The following is a 22231-nucleotide window of genomic DNA, read 5'->3' as shown; positions in this document are numbered from 1 at the left end:
CGGGGGTTTTTCGCATACGCCCACATGGTGAAGAAGATTCCCATACGGTGTTGTTCAGCAGCTACAACCGATTTGTAGCGAAGGCCGCCTCGCCAGGGCGAAGCGACCTTGTCTGGTACGAGGAGAGGGCAGAGACCTCCAATGTCCAACTACCTTCGCGATAACGATGACGCCACCCGCAAGACGAACTCCCCGTTCCGCCGGCGCCGGCTCTGGCTCGTCACCGGCGTTGCGGGCCTCACGGGAGCGGTCAGCCTCGCGGGCGTTGCCTACGCCACCACAGGGGTGACCGGCGGGCACCGGCTGACCGACGTCAAGTGGTCGACCGCCCAACTGGTCAGCGACGACGGCAAGGACCAGGACAACAAGGACCGGGACAAGGACAAGGACCGGGACAAGGACCGGGACAACAAGGATCAGGACAACAAGGACCGGGACAACAAGGACCGGGACAACAAGGACCGGGACAACAAGGACCGGGACAAGGACAAGGACCGGGACAAGGGCGACGAGGTTCGGGAGGTGGCCTGTGACGACGATGATCTGATCGAGGCCCTCGAGGTGGCCAACCGGGATGAGGGTGGCACGCTGAAGCTGGCTCCTGACTGCCAGTACGAGCTGGACCAGTTCGACAAGAAGTCCGACGCGGGCCTGCCGACGATCAAGCAGGAGATCAAGATCGAGGGCAACGGCGCGACGATCAAGCGGGAAGCCGAGGAGGGGTTCCGGATCTTCCGGGTCGCCGACGGCGGTGACCTGACCCTGAAGGACGTCACCGTCAAGAACGGCGCCGCCGCCGAGCGCGAGCGCAAGCCCGTCAAGTACGTGCCGGAGAAGGCCGAAGGCAACCAGGGCGGTACCGGCGGCGGCGCCGAGGCGCCGGCCGTAGCGCCGCCGGCGCTTGCCGTAGCGCCGCCGGCGCTTGCCGTAGCGCCGCCGGCGCTTGCCGCGGCGCCGGCACCGCCGGCACCGCCGGCCAAGGACAGCGAGCACGGCAAGGACAGCTGGGACGGCAAGGACGGCAAGGACAGCGAGCACGGCAAGGACGGCAAGGACGGCAAGGACGGCAAGGAGCACGAGGGCGACGGCGGTGGCCTGCTGGTCGAGCGGGGCGGCAAGGCCCACGTGGTGAACAGCAAGTTCGTCCTCAACAGCGCCGAGGAAAACGGCGGCGCGATCGCCAACTTCGGCCGGGTCGAGGTCGAGAACAGCACCCTCGACAACAACCACGCCGGAGAGAACGGCGGCGCCATCTTCAACGCCGGTGTCCTCGAGGTCGAGGGCTCCCGCGACGGCAAGGGCGCCGAGTCCCGCATCACCAACAACACCGCCGGCGAGAACGGCGGCGGCATCGCCAACGGCAACGGCGACAAGAAGAAGGACCACGAGGACGGCAAGGGAGACCACGTCAACGGCGACCACGACGACGAGGGCAAGGCCGGCACCGTGGAGATCGAGAAGACCCTCATCGAGGGCAACACCGCCAAGAAGAACGGCGGCGGCCTGTTCAGCAACGACGGCTTCGTCGACGTCAGCTGGACCTTCGTCAAGAACAACACCGCCGAGAACGGCGGCGGCATCTACGCCGTCGACACCGTCCTGACGGTCAAGCACAGCACCATCGAGAAGAACAAGGCCCACCAGGACGGCGGCGGCATCTACAACGTCAACAGCGAAGAGAAGAAGCACGACAGCATGCAGTACGGCAAGGACAAGGACGAGGAGAAGCGGCGCGGCACGGCCACCGTCACCGACAGCGAGATCCTCGAGAACAGCGCCGGCCGCTTCGGCGGTGGCATCTTCAACGGCGAACCCTTCGAAGAGCCCTGGGCTGCTGGCAACATGGCCGCCCCGAGCGCCTCGTCCAACCACAAGGACCACGACGACGACTTCGAGGCCACCCTGGTCCTGCGCGACACCAAGATCAAGGAGAACTTCGCCGGTTGGAACGGCGGCGGCATCTACAACAACGAAGGCAAGGTGACCCTGACCAACACCAAGGTCACCAAGAACAAGGCCAACAACGGCAACGACAAGGACCACCACGGGATCGCCGGCGGCATCTTCAACAACGATGGCAAGGTCAAGCTCGACGACGACTCCACCATCACCGACAACGACCCCACCAACTGCGCCAACACCGTCGAAGACTGCTTCGACTGAGCAACTGGACAGCGAACAGCCGGATGGAATAGGTCGGCCCCCTGCCACCGAAAGGTGGCAGGGGGCCGACCCGCGCGAACTACTCCTGGACGAAGACCGCCACGCTGCGGGCCGGCACGGTGAAGGTGCCGCTCGCGTTGTCGAACGAGGCCGTCCGGAGCACCGGGTCGGCCGAGTTCGCCAGCACCGGGTGCAGCGCCACGTTCGCCCCGCGCAGGCCGGTCACCGTCTGCTCCGCCGCCTCCGGGGTGCCGTTGAAGACCACGGTCACCGACTTCCATTTCCCGTCCAGCCCACGGCCGTCCAGGGTCATGGTGAGCACGCCTGGGGTCTCCTGCTCGCCGGAGAGGGGGAAGGCGACGCGCTTCTGCACCTGGTCGGCGGTGGTCAGCCCGAAGACCGGCGAGGACCGCCGGACCTCCAGCAGCTCCGCGTACCGGGCGTCGGCCAGGTTGATCGCCGCGCAGTCCGGCACCAGCTTCGGATCGGCCAGCAGCGGCTTCGCGTACGACCACTTGCTCTCGTTGTCCTGCGCCGGCGGGAGACCGGCGCCGAAGCCGTTGCCCTGGGTGCAGTCCCAGCGGATCTGGTTGAACCAGTCACCGGAGTTGAACGAGTTGCGGTCCAGCGACTTGGAGCGCAGCCGCTCCGAGCCGGCCGTCACGAAGCCCGTCCCCTGCCCGAAGGCGGTGGTCGCCAGGGCGAGCACCTGCATCCGGGCCCGGTCCTGCGCCGAGGTGCCCGGCGGCAGCTTGTACGCCAGCGCGTCGTACAGGATCTCGTTGTCGTGTGCGTCGACGTAGGTGACCGCCTCGCCCGGCGCGGCGGTGTAGCCGGCCGGCGCGCCGTTGTAGTCCACCTGCGCGCCGGTGATCTTCGCCCCCGACGAGTCGGTGAACCGGTAGCCGCGCAGGTTGCCGGTGAGTCCGACCTTGATCAGGTCCTGGGAGTGCAGCAGCCGCGCCTTCTGCTCGGCCGCCGACCCGTTGACCGGGTCGCCGTTCGGGTCGGTGTACAGGCCGGAGGCGAAGCCCTGGATCCGCGGGTTCCCGTCGAACGGGCCGCCGCCGCGCACCGCGTCGCGGAGCCGGTCGTTGAAGGTGCCGATCCCGGTGCCGGCCATGTTGGCCTGGGTGGCCTGCACGAACCGGGCATCGTTGGCGACCTCGCCGAAGTTCCAGCCCTCGCCGTAGAGGAGGATCTTCTTCCCGTCCACGCCGTCCCTGGCCAGGGTGAGCCTGTTCAGCGCGGCCCGGACGGCCAGGATGTTCGCCTTCGGGTGGTGGCCCATCAGGTCGAACCGGAAGCCGTCCACCTTGTACGCCTTGGCCCAGGTGACCAGGGAGTCCACCACCAGCTTGCCCATCATGGCGTGCTCGGGGGCGGTGTTGGCGCAGCAGGTCGAGTTGGCGACGCTGCCGTCCTCCAGCAGCCGGTGGTAGTAGCCCGGCACCACCTGGTCGAGCACCGACTTCGGGTCGGTGCCGGCGGCCGAGGTGTGGTTGTAGACGACGTCCATCACCACGCGCATACCGGCCTGGTTCACTCCGGCGACCATCTGCCGGAACTCGGTGGTCCGCTTCGCCCCGGCCGGGTCGACGGCGTAGCCGCCCTCTGGCACGGTGTAGTGCAGCGGGTCGTATCCCCAGTTGAAGCCGTCCTTCTCCGCCACCGCGGCGACGCACTTCTGCTGCTGGTCGGAGTCCGGCGGCAGCGCGGCCAGGTCGCAGGCGGGCTGCTGCTGGTCGGCCCGCTGCTCGGGGATGGTGGCGAAGTCGAACGCCGGCAGCAGGTGCAGGTAGTTGACCCCAGCGTCGCCGAGCGCCTTGAGATGCTTCATGCCGGTCGTGTTCGGGTCGGTGAAGGCGAGGTAGGTGCCCCGCCGCTCGGCCGGCACGCTGGCGTCGGCGATGGAGAAGTCGCGGACCGACAGCTCCTGGATCTGCGCCTTCGACGACGGCACCGCCGTCGGCTTGCGCAGCTTCGCCCAGCCGGCCGGGGCCAGCGCCGGGTCGGTCAGGTCGACGATCTGGCTGTGCGTCGAGTCCGGCGCCAGGGCCACCGAGTACGGGTCGGTCACCGCGGCGGTGACCACCTGCTGCACCGCCGGCTGCCAGGCCTCGACCTGGTAGCGGTAGTACCTGCCGGTCCAGGCCGTGGTGCCGCGCACCGACCAGACGCCAGTGCGGTCGTTGCGGCTCATCGACACGGTCTTCGGCTCGGCGGTCGGCGAGTCGAAGAGCTGCAACGCGACCGTGCGGGCGGTGGGCGCCCAGACGGCCAGGGTGGGCACCCTGCCGGCGAACGTCGGGCCGAGCCTGGCGGTGGTGGCAGCCCGGTAGACGTCGTCGAGCACGCCCGGGATCTGCACGCCGGTCGCGCCGAGCAGCTTGCCCTCGGCGTCCCGCTCGGTCACCACGAGCTGCCCGCGCAGGACCGCCGGCACCTTGGCCAGGTCGCCGGAGTCGAGGCTGAAGGCGTGGTAGGCCCAGAGCTGCGGCCAGGCCGCGCGCTGGGCCTCGGTGAGCCCGTTGCGCTGCGCCCGCAGCGGCAGCGTGGTGTACGTCCCGGCCAGCTCGCCGTCGACGATGCTCAGCCCGCCGGCCGGGGCGGCCACCAGGGCGTACCGCCTACCGTCGGTCGGCCCGGTCTGCCAGGCGACGGTGGACCGGTCGATCCACTGCGCCTTCTGCTTGCTGATGTCGACGTCCCTGGCCACGCCGGAGGAGGTGGACGGCAGCAGCCGACCCTTGACGCCGGCGAGCAGCCAGACCTCGTGGCCGGCGGCGGCGAAGTCCAGCCGCTGGTCGTCGGGCTGATCCTTGGTGTCGCCGTTGTGGATGATGTAGCTCAGCCCGGTGGCCCCGGCGGCCAGGGGCACCCGGAAGACCGCGCCGAAGGAGTCGATCTTCTCCGGCTTGAGCGGGCTGGACCAGTCGGTCGGGTTGGCGGCGCCGTCCCAGAGGTGCAGGCCCCAGCCGTCGTAGTTGTTGTCGGCCTTGCGCCAGTGGATGACCGCGGTGCTCTGGTCGACGGCCGGGTCCGGCTCGCCGGTGGCGGCCTGCCGGGTCGGGTAGAGCGCGCTGTCGCCCTGCTTGACCCAGACCTCGCCGGTCTGCGTCACGTCGATGGTGCGGTCGTTCGCGACGTCCTTGTTCCCGTTCTTGTCGACCACCAGGAAGCCGACGGACTTGGCGCCCGGCTTCAGCTTGACCCAGGCGAAGCGCCCGAAGGAGTCCTCACCGGCGAACGGCTGCCCCTTTGGCCACTCGGTGGCGTACGCCGGGTCGATGTCGCCCCAGGTGTAAAGGCCCCAGTCGTCGTACCCGCCGGCCGGGCGCTGGTAGTGCACCACCGCCCAGTCCCGCGAGGCGCTCTGCGCCGGGGTGCCGACGATGCCGGTGGCGCGGGCGCCGGCGACCCGGCCCTTGCCGTCGCGGACCACCGCCTTGTACTCGACCCTGGTCCCACCCGCGAGCCCGGTCAGGTCGTGGTAGACGGTGTACGGGGCCTTGTGCGCGCTGCCGAGCAGCGTCCACTTGCCACCGTCGACCCGGGCGGCGAACGTGACGGTGGCCAGCGGGTCGCCGGTGACCTGGGCGGTGACGGCGGCCTTGGTGGCGACCGGGGCGTCACCCGGCTCGGTGATGGTGATGCCCGGCGCGGCGCCGGCCTGCGGGATGGCGCGGTCGGCCTTGAGCACCACGGCCGACATCGCCGGCACGGTCACGCTCAGCTTGCCGTCGGCGCCGGCCGTCGAGCCGGCCGAGCCGCCGTAGACGCCGGCGAAGGTGGCGCCGGCCGACCAGGTGTCCACGGAGACAGTCTGCGCGGTGGCGGCGTTGTTCACCGCCACGACGTACTCGGTGCGGTCGGAGGGCAGGATCCGGGAGAAGGCGAAGACACCGGGCCCGTCGGCCGCGTACCGGGTGACCTGGACGCCCTCCCGCAGCGCCGGGTGGGCCTGCCGCAGCTTGCCCAGCTCGGCGATGGTGCGGTACAGCGGGTGGCTGTTGTCGTACTGGTCGCTGGCGTGGGTGCGGGTGGTGCCGATCAGGTCGTCGTCGAGGTAGTCCGCCGACCGGCTGGCGAACATGTCCTGCCGGGCGTCCTTGTCCCCGCCCGGGCCGGTGAAGCCCTGCTCGTCGCCGGAGTAGACGACCGGCTGGCCGCGGGTGAGGAACATCAGCTGGTGGGCGAGCTGGTCGCGGCGGAGCTGGCTGGCGTCGTCGCCGCCGGTCGCGGCGATGAACGAGCCGATCCGACCCATGTCGTGGTTGCCGAGGAAGGTGGTCAGCCGGTTGGCGTCGGTGTCCCGGGCGGCGTAGAGGTCGTCCCGGGCGTACAGGTCGGCGAGCGCCTTGGCGGAGCCGTCGGCGGCGGTGTAGCCGCGGGCGGCCTCCTGGAAGGAGAAGTCGAGGGTGGCGGGCAGGCCGCCCTGCCGGACGTACGTCGACTCGATCTCCTGGTCGGCGCTGTAGACCTCGCCGAACATGAAGAAGTCCTTCTTGCCGGCCTTCTCGGCCGCCCGCTTGATGCCCTGGCTGAACTGCGGCCAGAAGTCGAGGTTGGCGTGCTTGACGGTGTCCAGCCGGAAGCCGTCGACGCCGGTGCTGCCGATCCAGTCGCCGTAGACCTTGGTCAGCCCGCGCACCACCTCGGGGCGCTCGGTCCACAGGTCGTCCAGGCCGAAGAAGTCGCCGTACTCGCTGTTCTCGCCGGCGAAGGTCGAGTCACCCCGGTTGTGGTACATGGTCGGGTCGTTCAGCCACGCCGGGACCTTGGCCTTCGCGTCGGCCGCGCTGGCGAACGTCGGCGTGTACGGGAACGACTTCAGGTCCACCTTCGGAAAGTCGCGGGTGCCGTCGGCGTAGTTGCGGTCCTCGAAGGCCCGCCCCTGGCTGTCCTTGTACGGCGCGGTCTTCTTGTCGACGTAGGCGTACTTGTCCTCGGCGTACTTGATGACGTCGGCGGTGTGGTTGACGATGACGTCGAGGTAGACCTTGATGCCGCGCTGGTGCGCGAGCGTGACCAGCTTCTTCAGCTCCTCGTTGGTGCCGAAGTGCGGGTCGACCTGAGTGAAGTCGGTGATCCAGTAGCCGTGGTAGCCGGCGGAGACGTCCGCGCCGCTGCCCTGCACGGGCCGGTTCTTGAAGATCGGGGCGAGCCAGATGGCCGTCGTGCCGAGACCCTGGATGTAGTCGAGCTTGTTGATGACGCCCTTGAGGTCACCGCCGTGGTAAAAGCCCTTGTCCTTCGGGTCGAGCCCGGTGCTGAGCCGGTCACCGGTGAGGCCGCCGGTGTCGTTGCGCTTGTCGCCGTTGGCGAAGCGGTCCGGCAGGACGAAGTAGAACTGGTCGGCCTTCGCGGTGTTGGCGCTGGCCTTGAGCAGGGCCTCGGCGGACGGCTCCTGGCGCCACTGCGCCGCGCCGGCGGCCGCGAGGAGGTCCGTGCCGGCGGACCGGTCGGTGGCGTCGGCGCCCAGTTGGTGAACGGCGACCGGCACGCCGACGAGGGCGAGGGTGAGGGTGGAGACCAAGGCGAGCAGCGCCTGGCGGGATATCGGCGGGGGTTTCATCGACGGCCTTCCTCTGGTCGCTGATTCGCCCGCACGCTAGCCCTTGCCGAAACATTCTGCAATACCTTGCAAACCGCGTCGCAACAAGGCAGCCGCCTTGCGAAACAGAGCATCGGCCGGGCAGGCCGGGCCCACTGCGGACGGTGATCAGGATGGCGGCCACCATCGGCCGGCGACGTGGACCGCGTGCCGGGTCAGAAGCCGGAGCAGCGCGAGCCGTTGACGGTGCAGAGTTCCGGGCGGGTCGTGCGGGTGTTTTCGACCTGGAAGCGCAGCGGCACCGACTGGCCGGACGCCAGGTCCACCCCGCTCCGGTACGTCAAGACGCCGTCGAACACGCTGCCACTTCCCCCCTCCGCACCGGCCACCCAGTACGCGACTATCCGTCCCTCGGAGAAGGCCAGCCGCACCGTCCAGCCGCGCCGGGTCGAGTCGGCGTTGACGATCAGCACCTCACCCATGAACCCGCCGTCCCAGGTGTTGGCCACCCCATACCGGCCGCTTTCCAACGGGCGCACCGGGGGTGGGGTCGGACGCGCAGTGCCCCCGCCACCACCGGCGGGCGCGGACGGGCTCGAGGTCGGCCGGCCGGCGCTCGGCAGGACGGTCGACCGCGGCGACAGTCCGGGCGGCGCCGGCGGGGCCTCGATCGACTCGGCGCGGGACGGTGTGGCGGGGGGCAGTCCGGGCAGCGGGATGGTCGCGACCGGCGGGCCCGGCCCGGCGTCGTTGTACGGTCGCCGCCCGCGCGCCGATCCCAGCGCGACGACCAGCAGCACCACCATCACGATCACGCCGATCGACACCACGATCCACGGCGAGGACGCGATGGCGGCGCCGGCGCCCGGCGACGGTCGGGCGCGACGCGTGCCGGACATGAGCCCCCCCTGTCGATCCCGTCGGGTGAGCGTAACGATCGGGAGCAATGTCGGAAAGTGCCCGGTCCCGGGCAAACGCGCAGTCAGCCGATGACGCAGTCCGCGTCGTTGACGGTGCACTGGCCCGGCCGGTCACCGCTGCCGGTACGGCTGAACCGCATCTGCACGACGGCGCTCTCCCCCGAGCCGAGCGGGCCGGTGCCACGCAGCACGAACCAGCCGTTGCCCTGTGAGCTCACCGAGAGCCCGGAGCCGGAGGACGCGTCGATGCTCTTCACGTTGCCGGCGAAGGTCAGCTCCACCTCCCAGCTCTGGCTTCCGGCGGACCCGTTGCCGACCGTCAGCCGGGCCTCGAAGTAGTCGCGTCCGCTCGCGGTGGCCTGGTAGCGCGCGGTCAGCGCCCCGGCTCGCGGGGCCGCCGGCCGGGCGGGGGCCGACGCGGGCGGCCGGGCCGAGCTGGCCCGCGGCGACGGCGTGCCGCTGGCCGAGGCGGTCGGCGAGGCGGTGGGGCCGACGGCGACCAGCGGGGCGTCGGTGGGCGCGGCGGACGTGGTCGTCGCACCCACGGTGGGCAGGTAGATCGGCGGGGCCGGCGGCGGCGCCGACTGCCGCTCCGGCCCGCGCAGCGAGAAGAGGACCACGAGCAGTAGAACGGTCAGCAGGCTGACGCCCAGCAGCACCACGAACCAGGGCACCGACGTCAGCACCCTCGCCACGGACGACCCCGCCCGCTCGTCGTGCCGGATGCTCATCAGGTCCCCCCTCGTCGGAGCCGACGCGCCAGCGTAGCCAGCCTGATCCGAATAGCGCAGCACGCCCACCCCGATCCGACCGTCCGGTGGGCGGGACACGGAAAACGGCTGGCCGACGGGCGGCGGTTCGGGTCTACTCACGACCATGCCCGCGTTGATCCCACCCACCGAACGGGTGCGCGCCAGCTTCCTCGCCGCCATGGCCGAGTTCCGCGCGGAGGGACGCGGCGACCGGCAGGACCACACCATGGTCGGCAGCGAGATCCGGGAGCACGGCGCCGGGTGGCACACCGCGCCGGGGTTCGCCCGGTACGTCGCCGAGCTGCGCGCGCAGGAGCTGGAGGAGACGCCCCGGGCGGAGGGCTGGGTGCCCTGCACGACGCTCTGGTGGACCGACGGCGACGAGTACCTCGGCCGGCTCGCCATCCGGCACCGGCTCACCCCGTTCCTGCGCGAGGCGGGCGGCCACATCGGCTACGACGTACGCGCCGGCGCCCGCCGGCGGGGCCACGCCACCGCCATGCTGCGCGCGGCGCTGCCGGTGACCCACGCGCTCGGCATCGACCCGGCGCTGGTCACCTGCGATGTGGACAATGTGGCCTCGCGGCGGGTCATCGAGCGCAACGGCGGTCTGCTGGAGGACGAGCGGGCGGGCATGCTCAGGTTCTGGGTGCCGACGGCTCACTCGTGACCGCCCCGGGTGCGCGCGAAGCGCCGCAGCCTCGGTGTCATGCCGTCCGGATGACGGTGCAGATGGCCGGGCCGCCCTCGGTGGCCCGCAGCAGGTAGCGGTAGCGCTCGCCCGGCACCGCCCGGCCCTGGCTGTCCAGGAACTCCCACCGCACCGCCACCTCCGTGAGCAGCGCGGAGACCTGCTGCACGTCCTCGATCTGCGCGTTCGCCGCGACCAGTTCGCGCTCCTGGTAGTCCGGGGCGGCGCCCACGAAGGAGAGCGCCACCGCGGCCGGGGAGGTGAACGAGAAGCTGTACGTGTCGGCGACCACCAGCCCGGGCAGGGCGTAGCAGCCGGCGATGGCGGGCACGTCGCCGGCGGTCAACGCCACGCCGTACCGGTCGAAGAAGTCGGTGAGCGTGTCGAGATCCGTCGGGGCCTTCACGCCGGTCTCAATTGCCGCGCACGCGGCGCGTCAAACCTGGTCAGCGCGGCGGGATGCGTACCTCGATCTCGGCGCCGAGCTGGGCGCCGCCGGTGAGGTCGAGGTCGTCGCCGCTCCAGAACCGCCCCGGGTCGTACCAGTTCGGACGGCGGCCCGCAGGCAGCAGCCCCATCGCCTCGTACGTCACCGCCACCACCTCGGCGCAGTACGCCGTCTCCAGCGCCCGGTCGCGCACCGGCACACCGCCACCGCCCGCGTCGACGGGCGTCCGGCGGCGCACGCTGGGCACCCGCCCCCGCGCCCAGCGCCAGGCGAGCTGCGCGGTGGACGGGAATGGGGTGCCGTCGAGGCGGGCGACGGTCTGCAGCACCGCCTCCTCCATCGCGGCGCCGGCCGGCGGTTCGAGCTGGCGCAGCCAGCCGCGCTGCCCGTACCGGTTCGCCCAGACGCAGACCGCGTCCCGCAGGTCGTGCAGCTGCACGCCGCGCTGGTGGGTACCGGTCCACATGTCGGGCAGGGAGCGGCCCAGCTCGGCGTGCCACATCAGCGGCGGCATGTCGTCGAGCACCACCGCCATCCCGACGTGGTTCACCGGGCTGTTGGTGGTGAACTGGATCGCGCGGTCGGGGACGCTGCGGCCCCGGAACACCCACACGTCGCCGGTCCGGGTCAGCTCCACGGCCTCGTCCAGGCTGATGCTCATGGACGACTACCCTAAGCGGATGCGGCAACGGATGCGGTGGTGGAAGGTGCTCGGACTGGCCGGCCTGGCCGGCGTCGCGGCGTCCGGGGTGGTCATCGCCCGGGCGGAGCGGCGACGGCGGGCGTACACCCCGGAGGAGATCCGGGACCGGCTGCGCGAGCGGCACACGAAGGCCGCGGGGGCCGCGGCGCCGGCCGACGACCGGCCCTGACCCGGCGCCGCGCCGCTCACCCGCCGTCGCGGGCCACGCGCCGCACCGCCTCGTCGAGCACTTCCGGCGTACGACCGACCAGCGCGCCGCCGTCGTCGAACAGCAGGATCGGGCGCTGGATCAGCTCCGGGTGGGCCACCATGGCGGCGATCCACCGGGGTTCGTCGGCGTCGTCGCGCGGCCAGTCGACCATGCCCAGGGCGACCGCGGCCGGCTCCCCGGTGCGGCAGATGTCCCACGCCCGGGCACCGAGCCGGCGCAGCACCTCGGTCAGCTCGGCCGCGCTCGGCGGCTGCTCCAGGTACGCCCGCAGCCGGTACGGCACGCGCGCCTCGTCGAGGGTCGCCCGCGCGCCGGCGCACTTCGAGCAGGCCGGGTTGTGCCAGATCTCCATGACCCGACATGGTGACAGACCTCGCCGGCTCGTCGCCACCACGTCCACAATGTACGATTTACCGGGCCACCGACCTGGTTGCCCGCGGTTAGGATCATGGCGTGGCCCTCCCCTTCTACCAGACCCCGTTCGTCCTGTCCCCACCCCCGGCGCCGGCCGAGCGGCACGGCCGGGTGGATCTGCACCTGCCGGCCGACGACGATGGTCCCTGTCCGGCCGTTGTCCTGGTGCACGGCGGCCCGCTCCCGCCCGGCGCCCCCGACCCCCGGGACTGGCTGGTCTACCTCGGCTACGGCGCCCTCCTCGCCGAGCAGGGCGTGGTGGCCGCCGTGGTCAGCCACCGCCTGCACACCCTGGCGGACTACCCCGTGGCGGCCGGCGACGTCGCGGAAGCGGTCGACCTGATCCGGGCGGATCCGCGGGTGGACCCCGACCGGCTCGTGCTCTGGTTCTTCTCCGGTGGGGGCCTGCTGCTGGCGGACTGGCTCCGCGAGCGACCGGCGTGGTTGCGTGGTGTGGCCGCGACCTACCCGCTGCTCACTCCGCTGCCGGGCTGGGAGGTCGACGCCCGGTTCCGACCAATCGACGCGCTCGACGCCACCGACGTCCCGCCCATCGTGCTGACCAGGGCGGGCCTGGACCGGCCGGAGATCCTGGCCGGCACCGAGGCGTTCACCGCCGCCGCGGCCCGACGCGGGACCCCCGTGCGGCTGGTGGAGGTGCCGGACGGCCGGCACGGCTTTGACGCGCTCGACCAGACCGACCAGTCCCGGGCTGCGGTACTTACCGCCCGCGACGCGATCCTCGAAATGCTGAAGGCGCTGTAGCCCCCTCCGCGCTGCACACGCCACGCTGCGTGCGTGGCGCCAAGCCGCGCCGCCTGCGCAAGCCGCGCCCGGCGCGGCGCCGCAGCCCCAAGATCCGCGCAACTTCGGGGGAAGAGTGGCCTCAACGCGCGCGGAGGGCACTGTATCCGGGAAAGTGCGCGGATCTTGAGCGCCCGCACGGGTCGGAGGGCCGTGCACGCCGATGTCCGGGTCGGTTGCCGGGGCCTGATGCGCCATGTGTCCGGTTTACGGCCCGGTGTGCCGTGGGCGGGGCCACCCCGGCGGTGGAATGGCGGGCGGGGCCGGGTCGTTGAACATGGCATACCACCGAGGAACCCCCGCCCCCGGTGCTGGCCCCGGCGCCGAGCCGGGAACACCCGGCCCGCCGGGACGGTTACATCCCCCGGACCCGAGCAGGCCCCCGGCCGCCGGGCAGATCCCCCTCAAGACTTTCCCCCCTTTTTCGCGCGGCACCACCGCACCCCCGTGCGGGACCCCCGAGCAGAGGAGCACGCCATCATGCGTACCGATCTGATCCGTAAGACCGCTCTGACCGCTGCCGGCCTCGCCGCCACCGCCGCCGGCATCGCCGGCCCGGCCATCGCCGCCCACGCCGCCCCCGCCGAGAAGGCCACGGCGCAGGTGCACACCGACCGCAAGCAGACCGACCGCAAGCACAGCGAGCGGGAACTCAACGTCCGCTACGCCGCGCAGCCGAACTTCTACTACTGCGGCCCCGCCGCCACCCGCAACGCCCTGTCCGTGCAGGGCAAGGACATCAACGTCGACGCCATGGCCAAGGAAATGGGCACCACCGAGGCCGGCACCAACAGCGTCAACGACATCACCCCGGTCCTGAACAAGGAAACCGGTAAGGACGTCTACCACAGCGTCGAAATCCGCGACGCCAAGGCCGACGACAAGCAGACCGACAAGCTGCGCACCGACATCGTCGCCACCGTCGACGACGGCCGGGCCGTGGTCGCCAACATCGCCGGCACCGCCGTCGACACCGACGGCACCGTCCACTCCTTCGAAGGCGGGCACTACATCAGCGTCGTGGGCTACCGCGACGGCGGCCACACCGTCACCATCGCCGACTCCGCCGACCCGAACATGGCCTCCTACCGCATCAGCGTCGACAACCTCGCCGACTGGATCGCCACCCGCGGCTACACCGCCTCCTGACCCACCGCACCAACCACGAAAGGGCCGACCCCACCACGGGGCCGGCCCTTTCGCCGTCTTCCACCGTCCGCACACGGCACCGAGGGCCCGGCGGCCGGCGTGAGCCGCCAACCGGACCGTCAGCGGCCGGTTCACGGATGCAGGGCCGCCAGGGCGGACCCGGGTTGCGGCGTCAGCGCTCGCTGCCGGCTCGGACCGGCTCGGCCTCGTCGGCCAGCTCCGCCGGGTCGAGCCGGTGGGCCCGGCGGCGCAACCACCAGGTGCTCGCGAGCCCGGCGAGGATCGCGAGCACCAGGCCGGCCCAGGAGAGGTCCTTGAGCCAGTGCTCGGCCGCTCGACCCACGGTGAAGAGCAGGTAGGTGGTGCCGAAGGCCCAGACCAGGCCGCCGGCCGCGTTCGCCAGCAGGAACCGGCGGTACGGCACGTGCAGCGCGCCCGCCAGCGGCCCGGCGAGGATCCGCAGCAGCGCCACGAAGCGGCCGAAGAAGACCGCCCAGACGCCGTGCCGGGCGAAAGTCTGCTCGGCGCGGGCGAGCTGCGCGGGGCCGAGATGTCGGGGGAAGCGCCGACCCAGCCGGGCGAGCAGCGGGCGGCCGCCGCGTCGGCCCACCGCGTACCCGATCGAGTCGCCGACGATGGCGCCGGCCGCCGCGGCGGTGGCCACCCACTGGGGCTCGACCACCCCGGCGGCGGCGAGCAGGGCGGAGCTGACCAGGACGATCTCGCCGGGCAGCGGAACGCCCATGCTCTCCACGCCGATCACCCCGGCGACGATCAGGTAGACCACGCCCGGGGGCAGCGCGGATAGCCACTGCTGTACGTCGACCACCGCCACCCCTTCCGGTCCGACCTCGAACCCTACCCTCGCCGCGGCGCTCGAACCGCCCGCTCCCGCACCGACCGCCCGACCGGGCCGGCGCCCGTCGACGGCACACCCCGCGCTGGTGGGGACGGGCGCGGCGGGTGGCGGCGTGAGGCTCGGCGGGCGGTCAGCCGGCGATCGGGGCGAGGAACTCCAGGCGGTTGCCGTGCGGGTCGTGGGTGTGGAAGCGGCGCATGCCGGGGACCTCGTCGTCGCCCCAGGTGACCGGGTGGCCGGCCGCGGCCAGCCGGGCGGCGAGGTCGTCGAGGTCGGGGCGGAGCAGGGCCGGGTGCGCCTTGCGGGCCGGGCGGAAGTCCGCTTCGACGCCGAGGTGCAGTTCGGCGTCGTACCCGGTGAACCAGCAGCCACCGCGGGCGGCGAGGGGCGGTGGCTTGGGCTTCTCGGTCATGCCGAGCAGGCCGACGTAGAACGCCCGGGACGCGGCCTCGGAGCCGGGTGGGCAGGCGAGCAGGACGTGATGGATCATGGTGGCACCTCCTCGTCCCGAACCCTGGCATGAGGTTGCGTCAATAGCAAGACGGACGTACGGTTTTGTTGAAAGCGAGAGTCGGCGGTAAGTGTCACCTAACCGGGGCGTCCCCCCGGCGGGTGCGACAGACTGCTCAGGACTACTCACGGTCGCTGGTGTGAAGGAGTACGACGTGGCGAGCCTCGACACCTTCGGTGCGAAGACCCAGCTACGCGTCGGAGACGCGAGCTACGAGATTTTCAAGATCGACAAGGTGGAGGGCCACGACCGGCTGCCCTACAGCTTGAAGATCCTGCTGGAGAACCTGCTGCGGACCGAGGACGGCGCGAACATCACCGCCGACCACATCCGCGAGCTCGGCGGCTGGGACCCCACCGCCGACCCGAGCGTGGAGATCCAGTTCACCCCGGCGCGGGTGCTCATGCAGGACTTCACCGGCGTGCCCTGCGTCGTGGACCTGGCCACCATGCGGGAGGCCGTCCGCGACCTCGGCGGCGACGCCACCAAGGTCAACCCGCTGGCGCCGGCCGAGCTGGTCATCGACCACTCCGTCATCGCCGACCTGTTCGGCCGCGAGGACGCCTTCGCGCGCAACGTCGAGCTGGAGTACGAGCGCAACAAGGAGCGCTACCAGTTCCTGCGCTGGGGCCAGACCGCGTTCAACGAGTTCAAGGTCGTCCCGCCGGGCACCGGCATCGTGCACCAGGTCAACATCGAGTACCTGGCCCGCACGATCATGGAGCGCAACGGCCAGGCGTACCCGGACACCGTGGTCGGCACCGACTCGCACACCACTATGGTCAACGGCCTGGGCGTGCTGGGCTGGGGCGTCGGCGGCATCGAGGCCGAGGCCGCGATGCTCGGCCAGCCGGTCAGCATGCTGATCCCGCGGGTCGTCGGCTTCAAGCTGTCCGGTGAGATGCCGGCCGGCACCACCGCCACCGACCTGGTCCTCACCATCACCGAAATGCTCCGCAGGCACGGCGTGGTCGGCAAGTTCGTCGAGTTCTACGGCCCCGGCGTGAGCGCCGTGCCGCTGGCCAACCGGGCCACCATCGGCAACATGTCGCCGGAGTACGGCTCCACCGTGGCGATCTTCCCGATCGACGCCGAGACCGTCCGCTACCTGGAGCTGACCGGCCGCGACCCGCAGCAGGTCGCGCTCGTCGAGGCGTACGCCAAGGAGCAGGGCCTCTGGCACGACCCGGACCACGAGCCGGAGTACTCGGAGCGCCTGGAGCTGGACCTCGGCACCATCGAGCCGTCCCTGGCCGGCCCGAAGCGCCCGCAGGACCGGGTGCCGCTGGGCGCCGCCAAGACGCTGTTCCGCGGCGCGCTGACCGACTACGTGGCCGACGACTCCGCCGGCGAGCGCGACCTCAAGCCGGGCGTCGCCCGCGAGCACCTGCCGCGCGGCGCCAACGGCCCGGCCGACGAGGCCAGCGCCGAGTCCTTCCCGGCCAGCGACCCGCCGGCCAACGAGTTCAGCGACCCGGCCGACGAGCCGCGCGACCTGGAGACCGCGGCGGTCGGCTCCGGCGGTCGGGCCAGCAACCCGATCCGGGTGACCGGCGCCGACGGCGTCGAGTACGAGCTGGACCACGGCGCCGTGGTGATCGCCGCGATCACCTCCTGCACCAACACCTCCAACCCGCAGGTGATGATCGGCGCCGCGCTGCTCGCCCGCAACGCCGTCGACAAGGGCCTTTCCCGCAAGCCGTGGGTGAAGACCACCCTGGCCCCCGGCTCCAAGGTCGTCATGGACTACTACGAGCGGGCCGGCCTCACCCCGTACCTGGACAAGCTCGGCTTCAACCTGGTCGGCTACGGCTGCACCACCTGCATCGGCAACTCCGGCCCGCTGCCGGAGGAGGTCTCCGCCGCGGTCAACGAGAACGACCTCGCCGTCGTCTCCGTGCTGTCGGGCAACCGGAACTTCGAGGGCCGGATCAACCCGGACGTCAAGATGAACTACCTGGCGTCCCCGCCGCTGGTGGTCGCGTACGCGCTCGCCGGCACGATGGACATCGACCTGGCCAACGAGCCGCTCGGCGAGGACAGCCAGGGCAACCCGGTCTTCCTGCGCGACATCTGGCCGAACAGCGCCGAGATCCAGGACGTCATCGCCCAGGCGATCGGCGCCGCCGGCTTCAGCGCCGCGTACGCCGACGTCTTCGCCGGCGACGAGCGCTGGCAGTCCCTGCCGACCCCGACCGGTGACACCTTCGCCTGGGCGGGCGAGTCCACCTACGTCCGCAAGCCCCCGTACTTCGAGGGCATGGGGCGCCTACCGGCGCCTGTTTCCGATATCGGTCCCGCGCGGGTGCTGGCCAAGCTCGGCGACTCGGTGACCACCGACCACATCTCCCCGGCCGGCTCGATCAAGGCCGACTCCCCCGCCGGGAAGTACCTCGCCGAGCACGGCGTGCCGCGCCACGAGTTCAACTCGTACGGCTCCCGGCGGGGCAACCACGAGGTGATGATCCGGGGCACCTTCGCCAACATCCGGCTGCGCAACCAGCTCGTGCCCGGCGTGGAGGGCGGCTTCACGGTCAACCACCTGACCGGCGAGCAGGCCTCGATCTACGACGCCTCCATGGCGTACCAGGAGGCGGGCGTCCCGCTGGTCATCCTGGCCGGCAAGGAGTACGGCTCCGGCTCGTCCCGCGACTGGGCGGCCAAGGGCACCATGCTGCTCGGCGTCAAGGCGGTCATCGCCGAGTCGTACGAGCGGATTCACCGCTCCAACCTGATCGGCATGGGCGTGCTGCCGCTGCAGTTCCCGGTCGACGCCACCGCCGAGTCGCTCGGCCTGACCGGCACGGAGACCTTCTCCATCGCCGGCGTGACCGCGCTCAACGACGGCGAGACCCCGCGCACGGTGAAGGTCACCACCGACACCGGCGTGGACTTCGACGCGGTGGTCCGGATCGACACCCCCGGTGAGGCGGACTACTACCGGCACGGCGGCATCCTGCAGTACGTGCTGCGTCGCATGATCGCCAGCTGACGTACCAGCGAAGAGGGCCCCTTCCCGCGATTGCGGGGAGGGGCCCTTCGGCGTCCGGGAGGTCAGTCGGCGGCGGCGCGGCGGCGGGCCTCGCGGGTCTTCATGGCGTGCTCCAGCAGCGTGATGAGCACCTCCTTGCTCGACTCCCGTTGCCGGGCGTCGCAGAGCACCACCGGGACCCCGGGGTCGAGGTTGAGCGCCACCTGCACCTCGTCCAGCCGGTACTCCTTGGCGCCCTCGAAGCAGTTCACCGCCACCACGAACGGCGTGCCCCGCCCCTCGAAGTAGTCGATCGAGGGGAAGCAGTCGGCCAGCCGCCGGGTGTCGGCGAGCACCACCGCACCGATGGCGCCCAGCGCCAGCTCGTCCCAGACGAACCAGAACCGGTCCTGTCCCGGGGTGCCGAAGACGTAGAGCACCAGGTCGTCGCTGATCGTGATCCGACCGAAGTCCATCGCGACGGTGGTGGTGCCCTTCTGCTCCACGCCGGACAGGTCGTCGATCCCCACCCCGGTCTCGGTCAGCACCTCCTCCGTCCGCAGTGGACGGGTCTCGCTGACCGCGCCGACCATGGTGGTCTTGCCCACGCCGAAACCACCGGCGATCAGGATCTTGATCGCGGTGGGCAGCGGCGCCGCTCCCGCCGGCCGCTCAGAGGGCCCGAAGTCCATTGATAACCGCCTCGAAAACGCTGTCGTCGGGAAGGCCGGCGGTGGTGGCGCGCGGCTCACGGACCTGCACCAGGGTTCGGGCCACCAGGTCGCCGAGGAGGACCCGGACGGTACCCACCGGCAGGTCGAGGTGGGCGGCGATCTCCGCCACGGACTGCATCCGCTGGCAGAGACCGACGATGGCCACGTGCTCGGGGCCCAGCCCCGACTCCGACGCCACGTCGGCCCGGGTCGCCGTCACCAGGGAGATCAGGTCGAACGTGCCGGTGACCGGGCGGGCCCGGCCCCGGGTGACCGCGTACGGGCGCACCACCGGGCCCGCGTGGTCGTCCACCCACTCGTGCTCCGCGGAGTCCCCCTGGACGGTCATCGCGTCGGGGTCTCGCCGGTCGGCTGCTCGGGCGTCCGGGTCGGCGAGGCGACGAACCTGCCGACCCGGGTGACCAGCATGGCCATCTCGTACGCGATCAGGCCCACGTCCGCGTCCTCGGAGGCCAGCACCGCCAGGCAGGCGTTGCGACCGGCCGCCGTGACGAACAGGAACGACGACTGCATCTCGATGATGGTCTGCTGCACCTGACCGCCGCCGAACCGCTTGCCCGCGCCCCGGGCCAGGCTCTGGATGCCGGCCGCCATCGCCGCCAGGTGCTCACCGTCGTCCCGGCTCAGCCCCTGTGAGGAGGCCATCAGCAGGCCGTCGGTGGAGAGCGCCACGGCGTGTTCCGCCTGCTTCACCCGGCCGACCAGATCATCCAGCAACCACGTCAGGTCCGCGCTCGAAGCCGTCTTCTGCGCCACTCGTCGTCCTCTTCTCCCCGGCTGGTGTCGCCGTGCTCGCTCCGCCGTACCGGCCGCCTGGGTGCCGCCGGACCGACGTCGTCCTCAGGTCGCCTGCTCGTCCCTGGTGTCCGGCCCGCTCCCGGACCCGCGCGTCACCCCGCCGAGCAGCCGCGCCGCATCCGTCCGGCCACGTCGGGTGCCGCTCTGGTAAGAGCTCATCATCCGGCGTACCTGCTCCGGCGGCCGTACCGTGTCGTCGCCCGGATCAGCGTCCGAAGTGGACGGGTCGTCACGCAGTTCCGGCACGATGCTCGCCTGCCGTACCCGCACCGGCAGCCCGGAGTCGGTCCGGGCCGGATCCTCCCGGCCGGCGGTCTCGCCGGGCGCGGGGTCGGCCGCCGCCGGAGCGGCAGCACCGTCCCCCTTGGACCGTCCGACCGCCACCGGCAGGCCGGTCGGAAAGGTCGGAGCGTCCAGCCCCGGCTGCCCGGTCCGCCGGGTACGCGTCGGCAGCCCCGCCTCCGTCACCGGCGGCTCGTCCGGCCCGGCGTGACCGGGTACGGGGTCCGTCCCGGCCGGCACGTCGTCTCCGGCGTCCTCCCGGCGCTCGGCGTCCGGCGTCGTCGGCCGGGGCGGCTCGACCAGCGCCACCGGACTGGTGGTCTGCTCGCCGGTGGGCTCGGACCGTCCGGTCCCGGTGGCCGCCGCGACCGGCGCGCCGATCCCCGCGCCCGCCCGGAACCCGCCGGAGGTGGCCGGGTCGGGGCCGTCGTCGGTGACCAGATCGAGCGGGATCAGCACCACCGCCGTCGTCCCGCCGTACGCGGACTCCTTGAGCTGCACCCGCACGCCGTGCCGCTCGGTCAGCCGGCTGACCACGTAGAGGCCGAGCCGGGCGGCGTTGGCCAGGTTCAGTTCGGACCGGTCGACGATCCGGTGGTTGGCGGCGGCGAGGTGCTCCTCGGTCATGCCGAGGCCCCGGTCCTCGATCTCGATGGCGAACCCGTTGGCCACCAGTTGGCCGCGCACCTCGACGGTGGTGTGCGGGGGCGAGAACGACAGTCCGTTCTCGATCAGCTCGGCCAGCAGGTGGATGACGTCACCGACGGCCCGGCCGGCGAGCGACACCGGGCCCAGCGGCAGCACGTTCACCCGGGTGTAGTCCTCGACCTCGGCCACCGCGCCGCGGACCACGTCGACCATCGGCACGTTCCGGCGCCAGGACCGGCCCGGGGTGGAGCCGGAGAGCACGATCAGGTTCTCGGCGTTGCGCCGCATCCGGGTGGCCAGGTGGTCCACCCGGAACAGGTCCTCCAGCTCCTCGGCGTCGTGCTCGCGGCGTTCCATCGCGTCGAGCAGGGTGAGCTGGCGGTGCACCAGGGCCTGGGTGCGCCGGGCCAGGCTGAGGAACACGTCGCGGACGCTGCGACGCAGTTCGGCCTGCTCGACGGCGGTCCGGATCGCGGTCTCCTGCACGGCGTTGAAGGCCTTGCCCACCTGGCCGATCTCGTCGTCGCCGAACTGCAACGGGGGCGCCTCCCGGGCGACGTCGACCTCCTCGCCACGGCCCAGCCGCTCCACCACGCCGGGCAGCCGCTCGTTGGCCAGCCGGAACGCCGCCTCACGCAGCCGTTCCAGCTGGCGCACCAGCGACCGGGCGGTGGTGATCGACACCACGATGGACGCGATGACGGCGAGCAGACCCAGGCCGGTGGCCAGCACCAGTCGGACGATGACGCCGATCGCGACCGGCGTGGCGCGCCCGACCACGTCGTCGCCGCCGGCCACCACCACGTCGCTCCACTGCGTCAACGCCGGGGCGACCGCCTTCTCCCAGTCCTCGGCCTTGATGGTCAGCCTCGGGTCGTCGGCCCGGGCCTGGAGGAGACCGTTCTCCAGGGTGTGCAGGCGGGTGAAGGACGGACCGCCGGTCATCGCGGCGTACCGGCTCCGGTCGGCGCCAGTCAGCCGGCTGACGGCGAGCTCGGCGGCGAAGCGCTGCGCGCCGATGATCTGGGCCAGCTGCGAGCGCTCGGCCGGCGTGATCCGTCCGGCGGCGAGCACGCCGGTGAGCACGGCGTCCTCCTGGGACAGCAGCTCACGGGCCCGGTTGAGTTCGATCAGAGCGCTGGTGTCCGCCGCGATCTGCCGGTCGTCCAGGCCACCAAGGGTGGTGTACACGGTGAAGAGGGAGTCGATCACGCCGCGGTAGGCGGTGAAGGTGGAGAGCCGGTCGGCGCTGCGGTCGTCCACGGCGGACCGGATCTCGTCCAGCTGGGCCAGCTGGCTGTTGACCTCGGCCACCCGGCGCTCGAGGTCGGCGCCGGCGGCCACCTCGGCCCGCCAACTGCGGGCCGACTCGGCGAACGCCGCCGCCAGCTGGTCGCTACGGGAGCGCTCCTGGGCCAACGCGTCGCGACCCGCGCCGTCCGGCCGGCCCAGGTACGCCAGCGAGAGCCGGCGCTCCTGCTGGAGCTGCAGCACCAGCGGCTCACTCGGTTCGGCGACCGCCGTATTTAGCGTCTGCACGCCGAGGAGGTTGAAGCCGTCCCGGACGGTGACCCACGCCGCGAAGGCCCAGAGCGCGACCAGGGACGCGAGCAACG

General features: G+C 71.8%; 18 protein-coding genes. 6 read left to right on the top strand and 12 right to left on the bottom strand.

From position 1 onward, the window contains the following. Positions 1-141 precede the first annotated feature (141 nt). Positions 142-2163, top strand: a complete 2022-nt coding sequence (locus tag GA0070613_RS32130; protein ID WP_157746384.1) for a hypothetical protein — start codon at positions 142-144, stop codon at positions 2161-2163. A gap of 79 nt (positions 2164-2242) precedes the next feature. On the opposite strand, the gene pulA is transcribed toward GA0070613_RS32130, so the two are convergent. From pulA to GA0070613_RS19080, 3 genes are all read right to left on the bottom strand, one after another. Further along, on the bottom strand, positions 2243-7741 hold the full coding sequence (pulA, locus tag GA0070613_RS19090) for a pullulanase-type alpha-1,6-glucosidase (protein ID WP_089013546.1): 5499 nt from the start codon (positions 7739-7741) through the stop codon (positions 2243-2245). A 194-nt stretch (positions 7742-7935) separates the two neighbouring features. Further along, the gene (locus tag GA0070613_RS19085) at positions 7936-8619 is read right to left on the bottom strand and encodes a cellulose binding domain-containing protein (RefSeq protein WP_089013545.1); all 684 of its coding nucleotides are present in this window, start codon (positions 8617-8619) and stop codon (positions 7936-7938) included. Between the two features lie 83 nt (positions 8620-8702). Further along, positions 8703-9371: a hypothetical protein gene (locus GA0070613_RS19080; RefSeq protein ID WP_089013544.1), complete on the bottom strand. Its 669-nt coding sequence runs from the start codon at positions 9369-9371 to the stop codon at positions 8703-8705. 145 nt (positions 9372-9516) lie between these two features. On the opposite strand from GA0070613_RS19080, the gene GA0070613_RS19075 reads away from it, so the two are divergent. Next, positions 9517-10062, top strand: coding sequence for a GNAT family N-acetyltransferase (locus tag GA0070613_RS19075; protein ID WP_089013543.1), 546 nt, complete (start codon positions 9517-9519; stop codon positions 10060-10062). A 37-nt stretch (positions 10063-10099) separates the two neighbouring features. On the opposite strand, the gene GA0070613_RS19070 is transcribed toward GA0070613_RS19075, so the two are convergent. Beyond that, positions 10100-10489, bottom strand: coding sequence for a hypothetical protein (locus GA0070613_RS19070; protein ID WP_089013542.1), 390 nt, complete (start codon positions 10487-10489; stop codon positions 10100-10102). 40 nt (positions 10490-10529) lie between these two features. Next, entirely contained in the window at positions 10530-11192 is a 663-nt protein-coding gene (locus GA0070613_RS19065) for a hypothetical protein (RefSeq protein ID WP_089013541.1), read from the bottom strand. On the opposite strand from GA0070613_RS19065, the gene GA0070613_RS19060 reads away from it, so the two are divergent. Beyond that, positions 11191-11403: a hypothetical protein gene (locus tag GA0070613_RS19060; RefSeq protein WP_089013540.1), complete on the top strand. Its 213-nt coding sequence runs from the start codon at positions 11191-11193 to the stop codon at positions 11401-11403. The genes GA0070613_RS19065 and GA0070613_RS19060 overlap by 2 nt on opposite strands. A gap of 16 nt (positions 11404-11419) precedes the next feature. On the opposite strand, the gene GA0070613_RS19055 is transcribed toward GA0070613_RS19060, so the two are convergent. Beyond that, positions 11420-11797, bottom strand: coding sequence for an ArsC/Spx/MgsR family protein (locus GA0070613_RS19055; protein WP_089013539.1), 378 nt, complete (start codon positions 11795-11797; stop codon positions 11420-11422). A gap of 101 nt (positions 11798-11898) precedes the next feature. Here GA0070613_RS19055 and GA0070613_RS19050 point away from each other — a divergent pair, with 101 nt between their 5' ends. Further along, the gene (locus tag GA0070613_RS19050; RefSeq protein WP_089013538.1) at positions 11899-12624 is read left to right on the top strand and encodes an alpha/beta hydrolase; all 726 of its coding nucleotides are present in this window, start codon (positions 11899-11901) and stop codon (positions 12622-12624) included. A gap of 519 nt (positions 12625-13143) precedes the next feature. Continuing rightward, complete coding sequence (locus tag GA0070613_RS19045; RefSeq protein WP_089013065.1) at positions 13144-13812, top strand: C39 family peptidase; 669 nt, start codon at positions 13144-13146, stop codon at positions 13810-13812. A gap of 172 nt (positions 13813-13984) precedes the next feature. On the opposite strand, the gene GA0070613_RS19040 is transcribed toward GA0070613_RS19045, so the two are convergent. Together GA0070613_RS19040 and GA0070613_RS19035 are read right to left on the bottom strand one after the other, a co-directional pair. Beyond that, complete coding sequence (locus GA0070613_RS19040) at positions 13985-14641, bottom strand: DedA family protein (RefSeq protein ID WP_089016051.1); 657 nt, start codon at positions 14639-14641, stop codon at positions 13985-13987. A gap of 160 nt (positions 14642-14801) precedes the next feature. Next, positions 14802-15161, bottom strand: a complete 360-nt coding sequence (locus tag GA0070613_RS19035) for a VOC family protein (RefSeq protein ID WP_089013537.1) — start codon at positions 15159-15161, stop codon at positions 14802-14804. A 160-nt stretch (positions 15162-15321) separates the two neighbouring features. Between GA0070613_RS19035 and GA0070613_RS19030 the strand changes: the two genes are divergently transcribed. After that, positions 15322-18174: an aconitate hydratase gene (locus GA0070613_RS19030; RefSeq protein WP_089013536.1), complete on the top strand. Its 2853-nt coding sequence runs from the start codon at positions 15322-15324 to the stop codon at positions 18172-18174. A gap of 62 nt (positions 18175-18236) precedes the next feature. On the opposite strand, the gene GA0070613_RS19025 is transcribed toward GA0070613_RS19030, so the two are convergent. The 4 genes from GA0070613_RS19025 to GA0070613_RS19010 form a co-directional block, all read right to left on the bottom strand. Continuing rightward, positions 18237-18845 carry a GTP-binding protein gene (locus GA0070613_RS19025; RefSeq protein WP_089013535.1) on the bottom strand — a complete coding sequence of 203 codons (609 nt, stop codon included), beginning with the start codon at positions 18843-18845 and terminating at the stop codon, positions 18237-18239. Then, a complete protein-coding gene (locus GA0070613_RS19020; RefSeq protein WP_089013534.1) occupies positions 18826-19215 on the bottom strand; it encodes a DUF742 domain-containing protein in 390 nt (129 codons plus the stop codon). Before GA0070613_RS19020 ends, GA0070613_RS19025 begins: the two co-directional genes overlap by 20 nt. Then, positions 19212-19643: a roadblock/LC7 domain-containing protein gene (locus tag GA0070613_RS19015; RefSeq protein ID WP_089013533.1), complete on the bottom strand. Its 432-nt coding sequence runs from the start codon at positions 19641-19643 to the stop codon at positions 19212-19214. Before GA0070613_RS19015 ends, GA0070613_RS19020 begins: the two co-directional genes overlap by 4 nt. Positions 19644-19727: 84 nt before the next feature. Continuing rightward, positions 19728-22229, bottom strand: coding sequence for a nitrate- and nitrite sensing domain-containing protein (locus GA0070613_RS19010; protein ID WP_408630950.1), 2502 nt, complete (start codon positions 22227-22229; stop codon positions 19728-19730). Positions 22230-22231 lie beyond the last annotated feature (2 nt).

The organism is Micromonospora inositola (genome assembly GCF_900090285.1).
Classification (GTDB): Bacteria; Actinomycetota; Actinomycetes; order Mycobacteriales; family Micromonosporaceae; genus Micromonospora; species Micromonospora inositola.
The sequence above is the reverse complement of the archived record's forward strand: the minus strand, read 5'-3'. Positions and strand labels throughout refer to the sequence as shown.

Bases quoted from the DNA above. Each gene is read 5' to 3' on its own strand.
- GA0070613_RS32130 (WP_157746384.1), top strand. From the start codon at position 142: ATGTCCAACTACCTTCGCGATAACGATGACGCCACCCGCAAGACGAAC.
- pulA (WP_089013546.1), bottom strand. From the start codon at position 7,741: ATGAAACCCCCGCCGATATCCCGCCAGGCGCTGCTCGCCTTGGTCTCC.
- GA0070613_RS19085 (WP_089013545.1), bottom strand. From the start codon at position 8,619: ATGTCCGGCACGCGTCGCGCCCGACCGTCGCCGGGCGCCGGCGCCGCC.
- GA0070613_RS19080 (WP_089013544.1), bottom strand. From the start codon at position 9,371: ATGAGCATCCGGCACGACGAGCGGGCGGGGTCGTCCGTGGCGAGGGTG.
- GA0070613_RS19075 (WP_089013543.1), top strand. From the start codon at position 9,517: ATGCCCGCGTTGATCCCACCCACCGAACGGGTGCGCGCCAGCTTCCTC.
- GA0070613_RS19060 (WP_089013540.1), top strand. From the start codon at position 11,191: ATGGACGACTACCCTAAGCGGATGCGGCAACGGATGCGGTGGTGGAAG.
- GA0070613_RS19065 (WP_089013541.1), bottom strand. From the start codon at position 11,192: ATGAGCATCAGCCTGGACGAGGCCGTGGAGCTGACCCGGACCGGCGAC.
- GA0070613_RS19055 (WP_089013539.1), bottom strand. From the start codon at position 11,797: ATGGAGATCTGGCACAACCCGGCCTGCTCGAAGTGCGCCGGCGCGCGG.
- GA0070613_RS19045 (WP_089013065.1), top strand. From the start codon at position 13,144: ATGCGTACCGATCTGATCCGTAAGACCGCTCTGACCGCTGCCGGCCTC.
- GA0070613_RS19035 (WP_089013537.1), bottom strand. From the start codon at position 15,161: ATGATCCATCACGTCCTGCTCGCCTGCCCACCCGGCTCCGAGGCCGCG.
- GA0070613_RS19025 (WP_089013535.1), bottom strand. From the start codon at position 18,845: ATGGACTTCGGGCCCTCTGAGCGGCCGGCGGGAGCGGCGCCGCTGCCC.
- GA0070613_RS19020 (WP_089013534.1), bottom strand. From the start codon at position 19,215: ATGACCGTCCAGGGGGACTCCGCGGAGCACGAGTGGGTGGACGACCAC.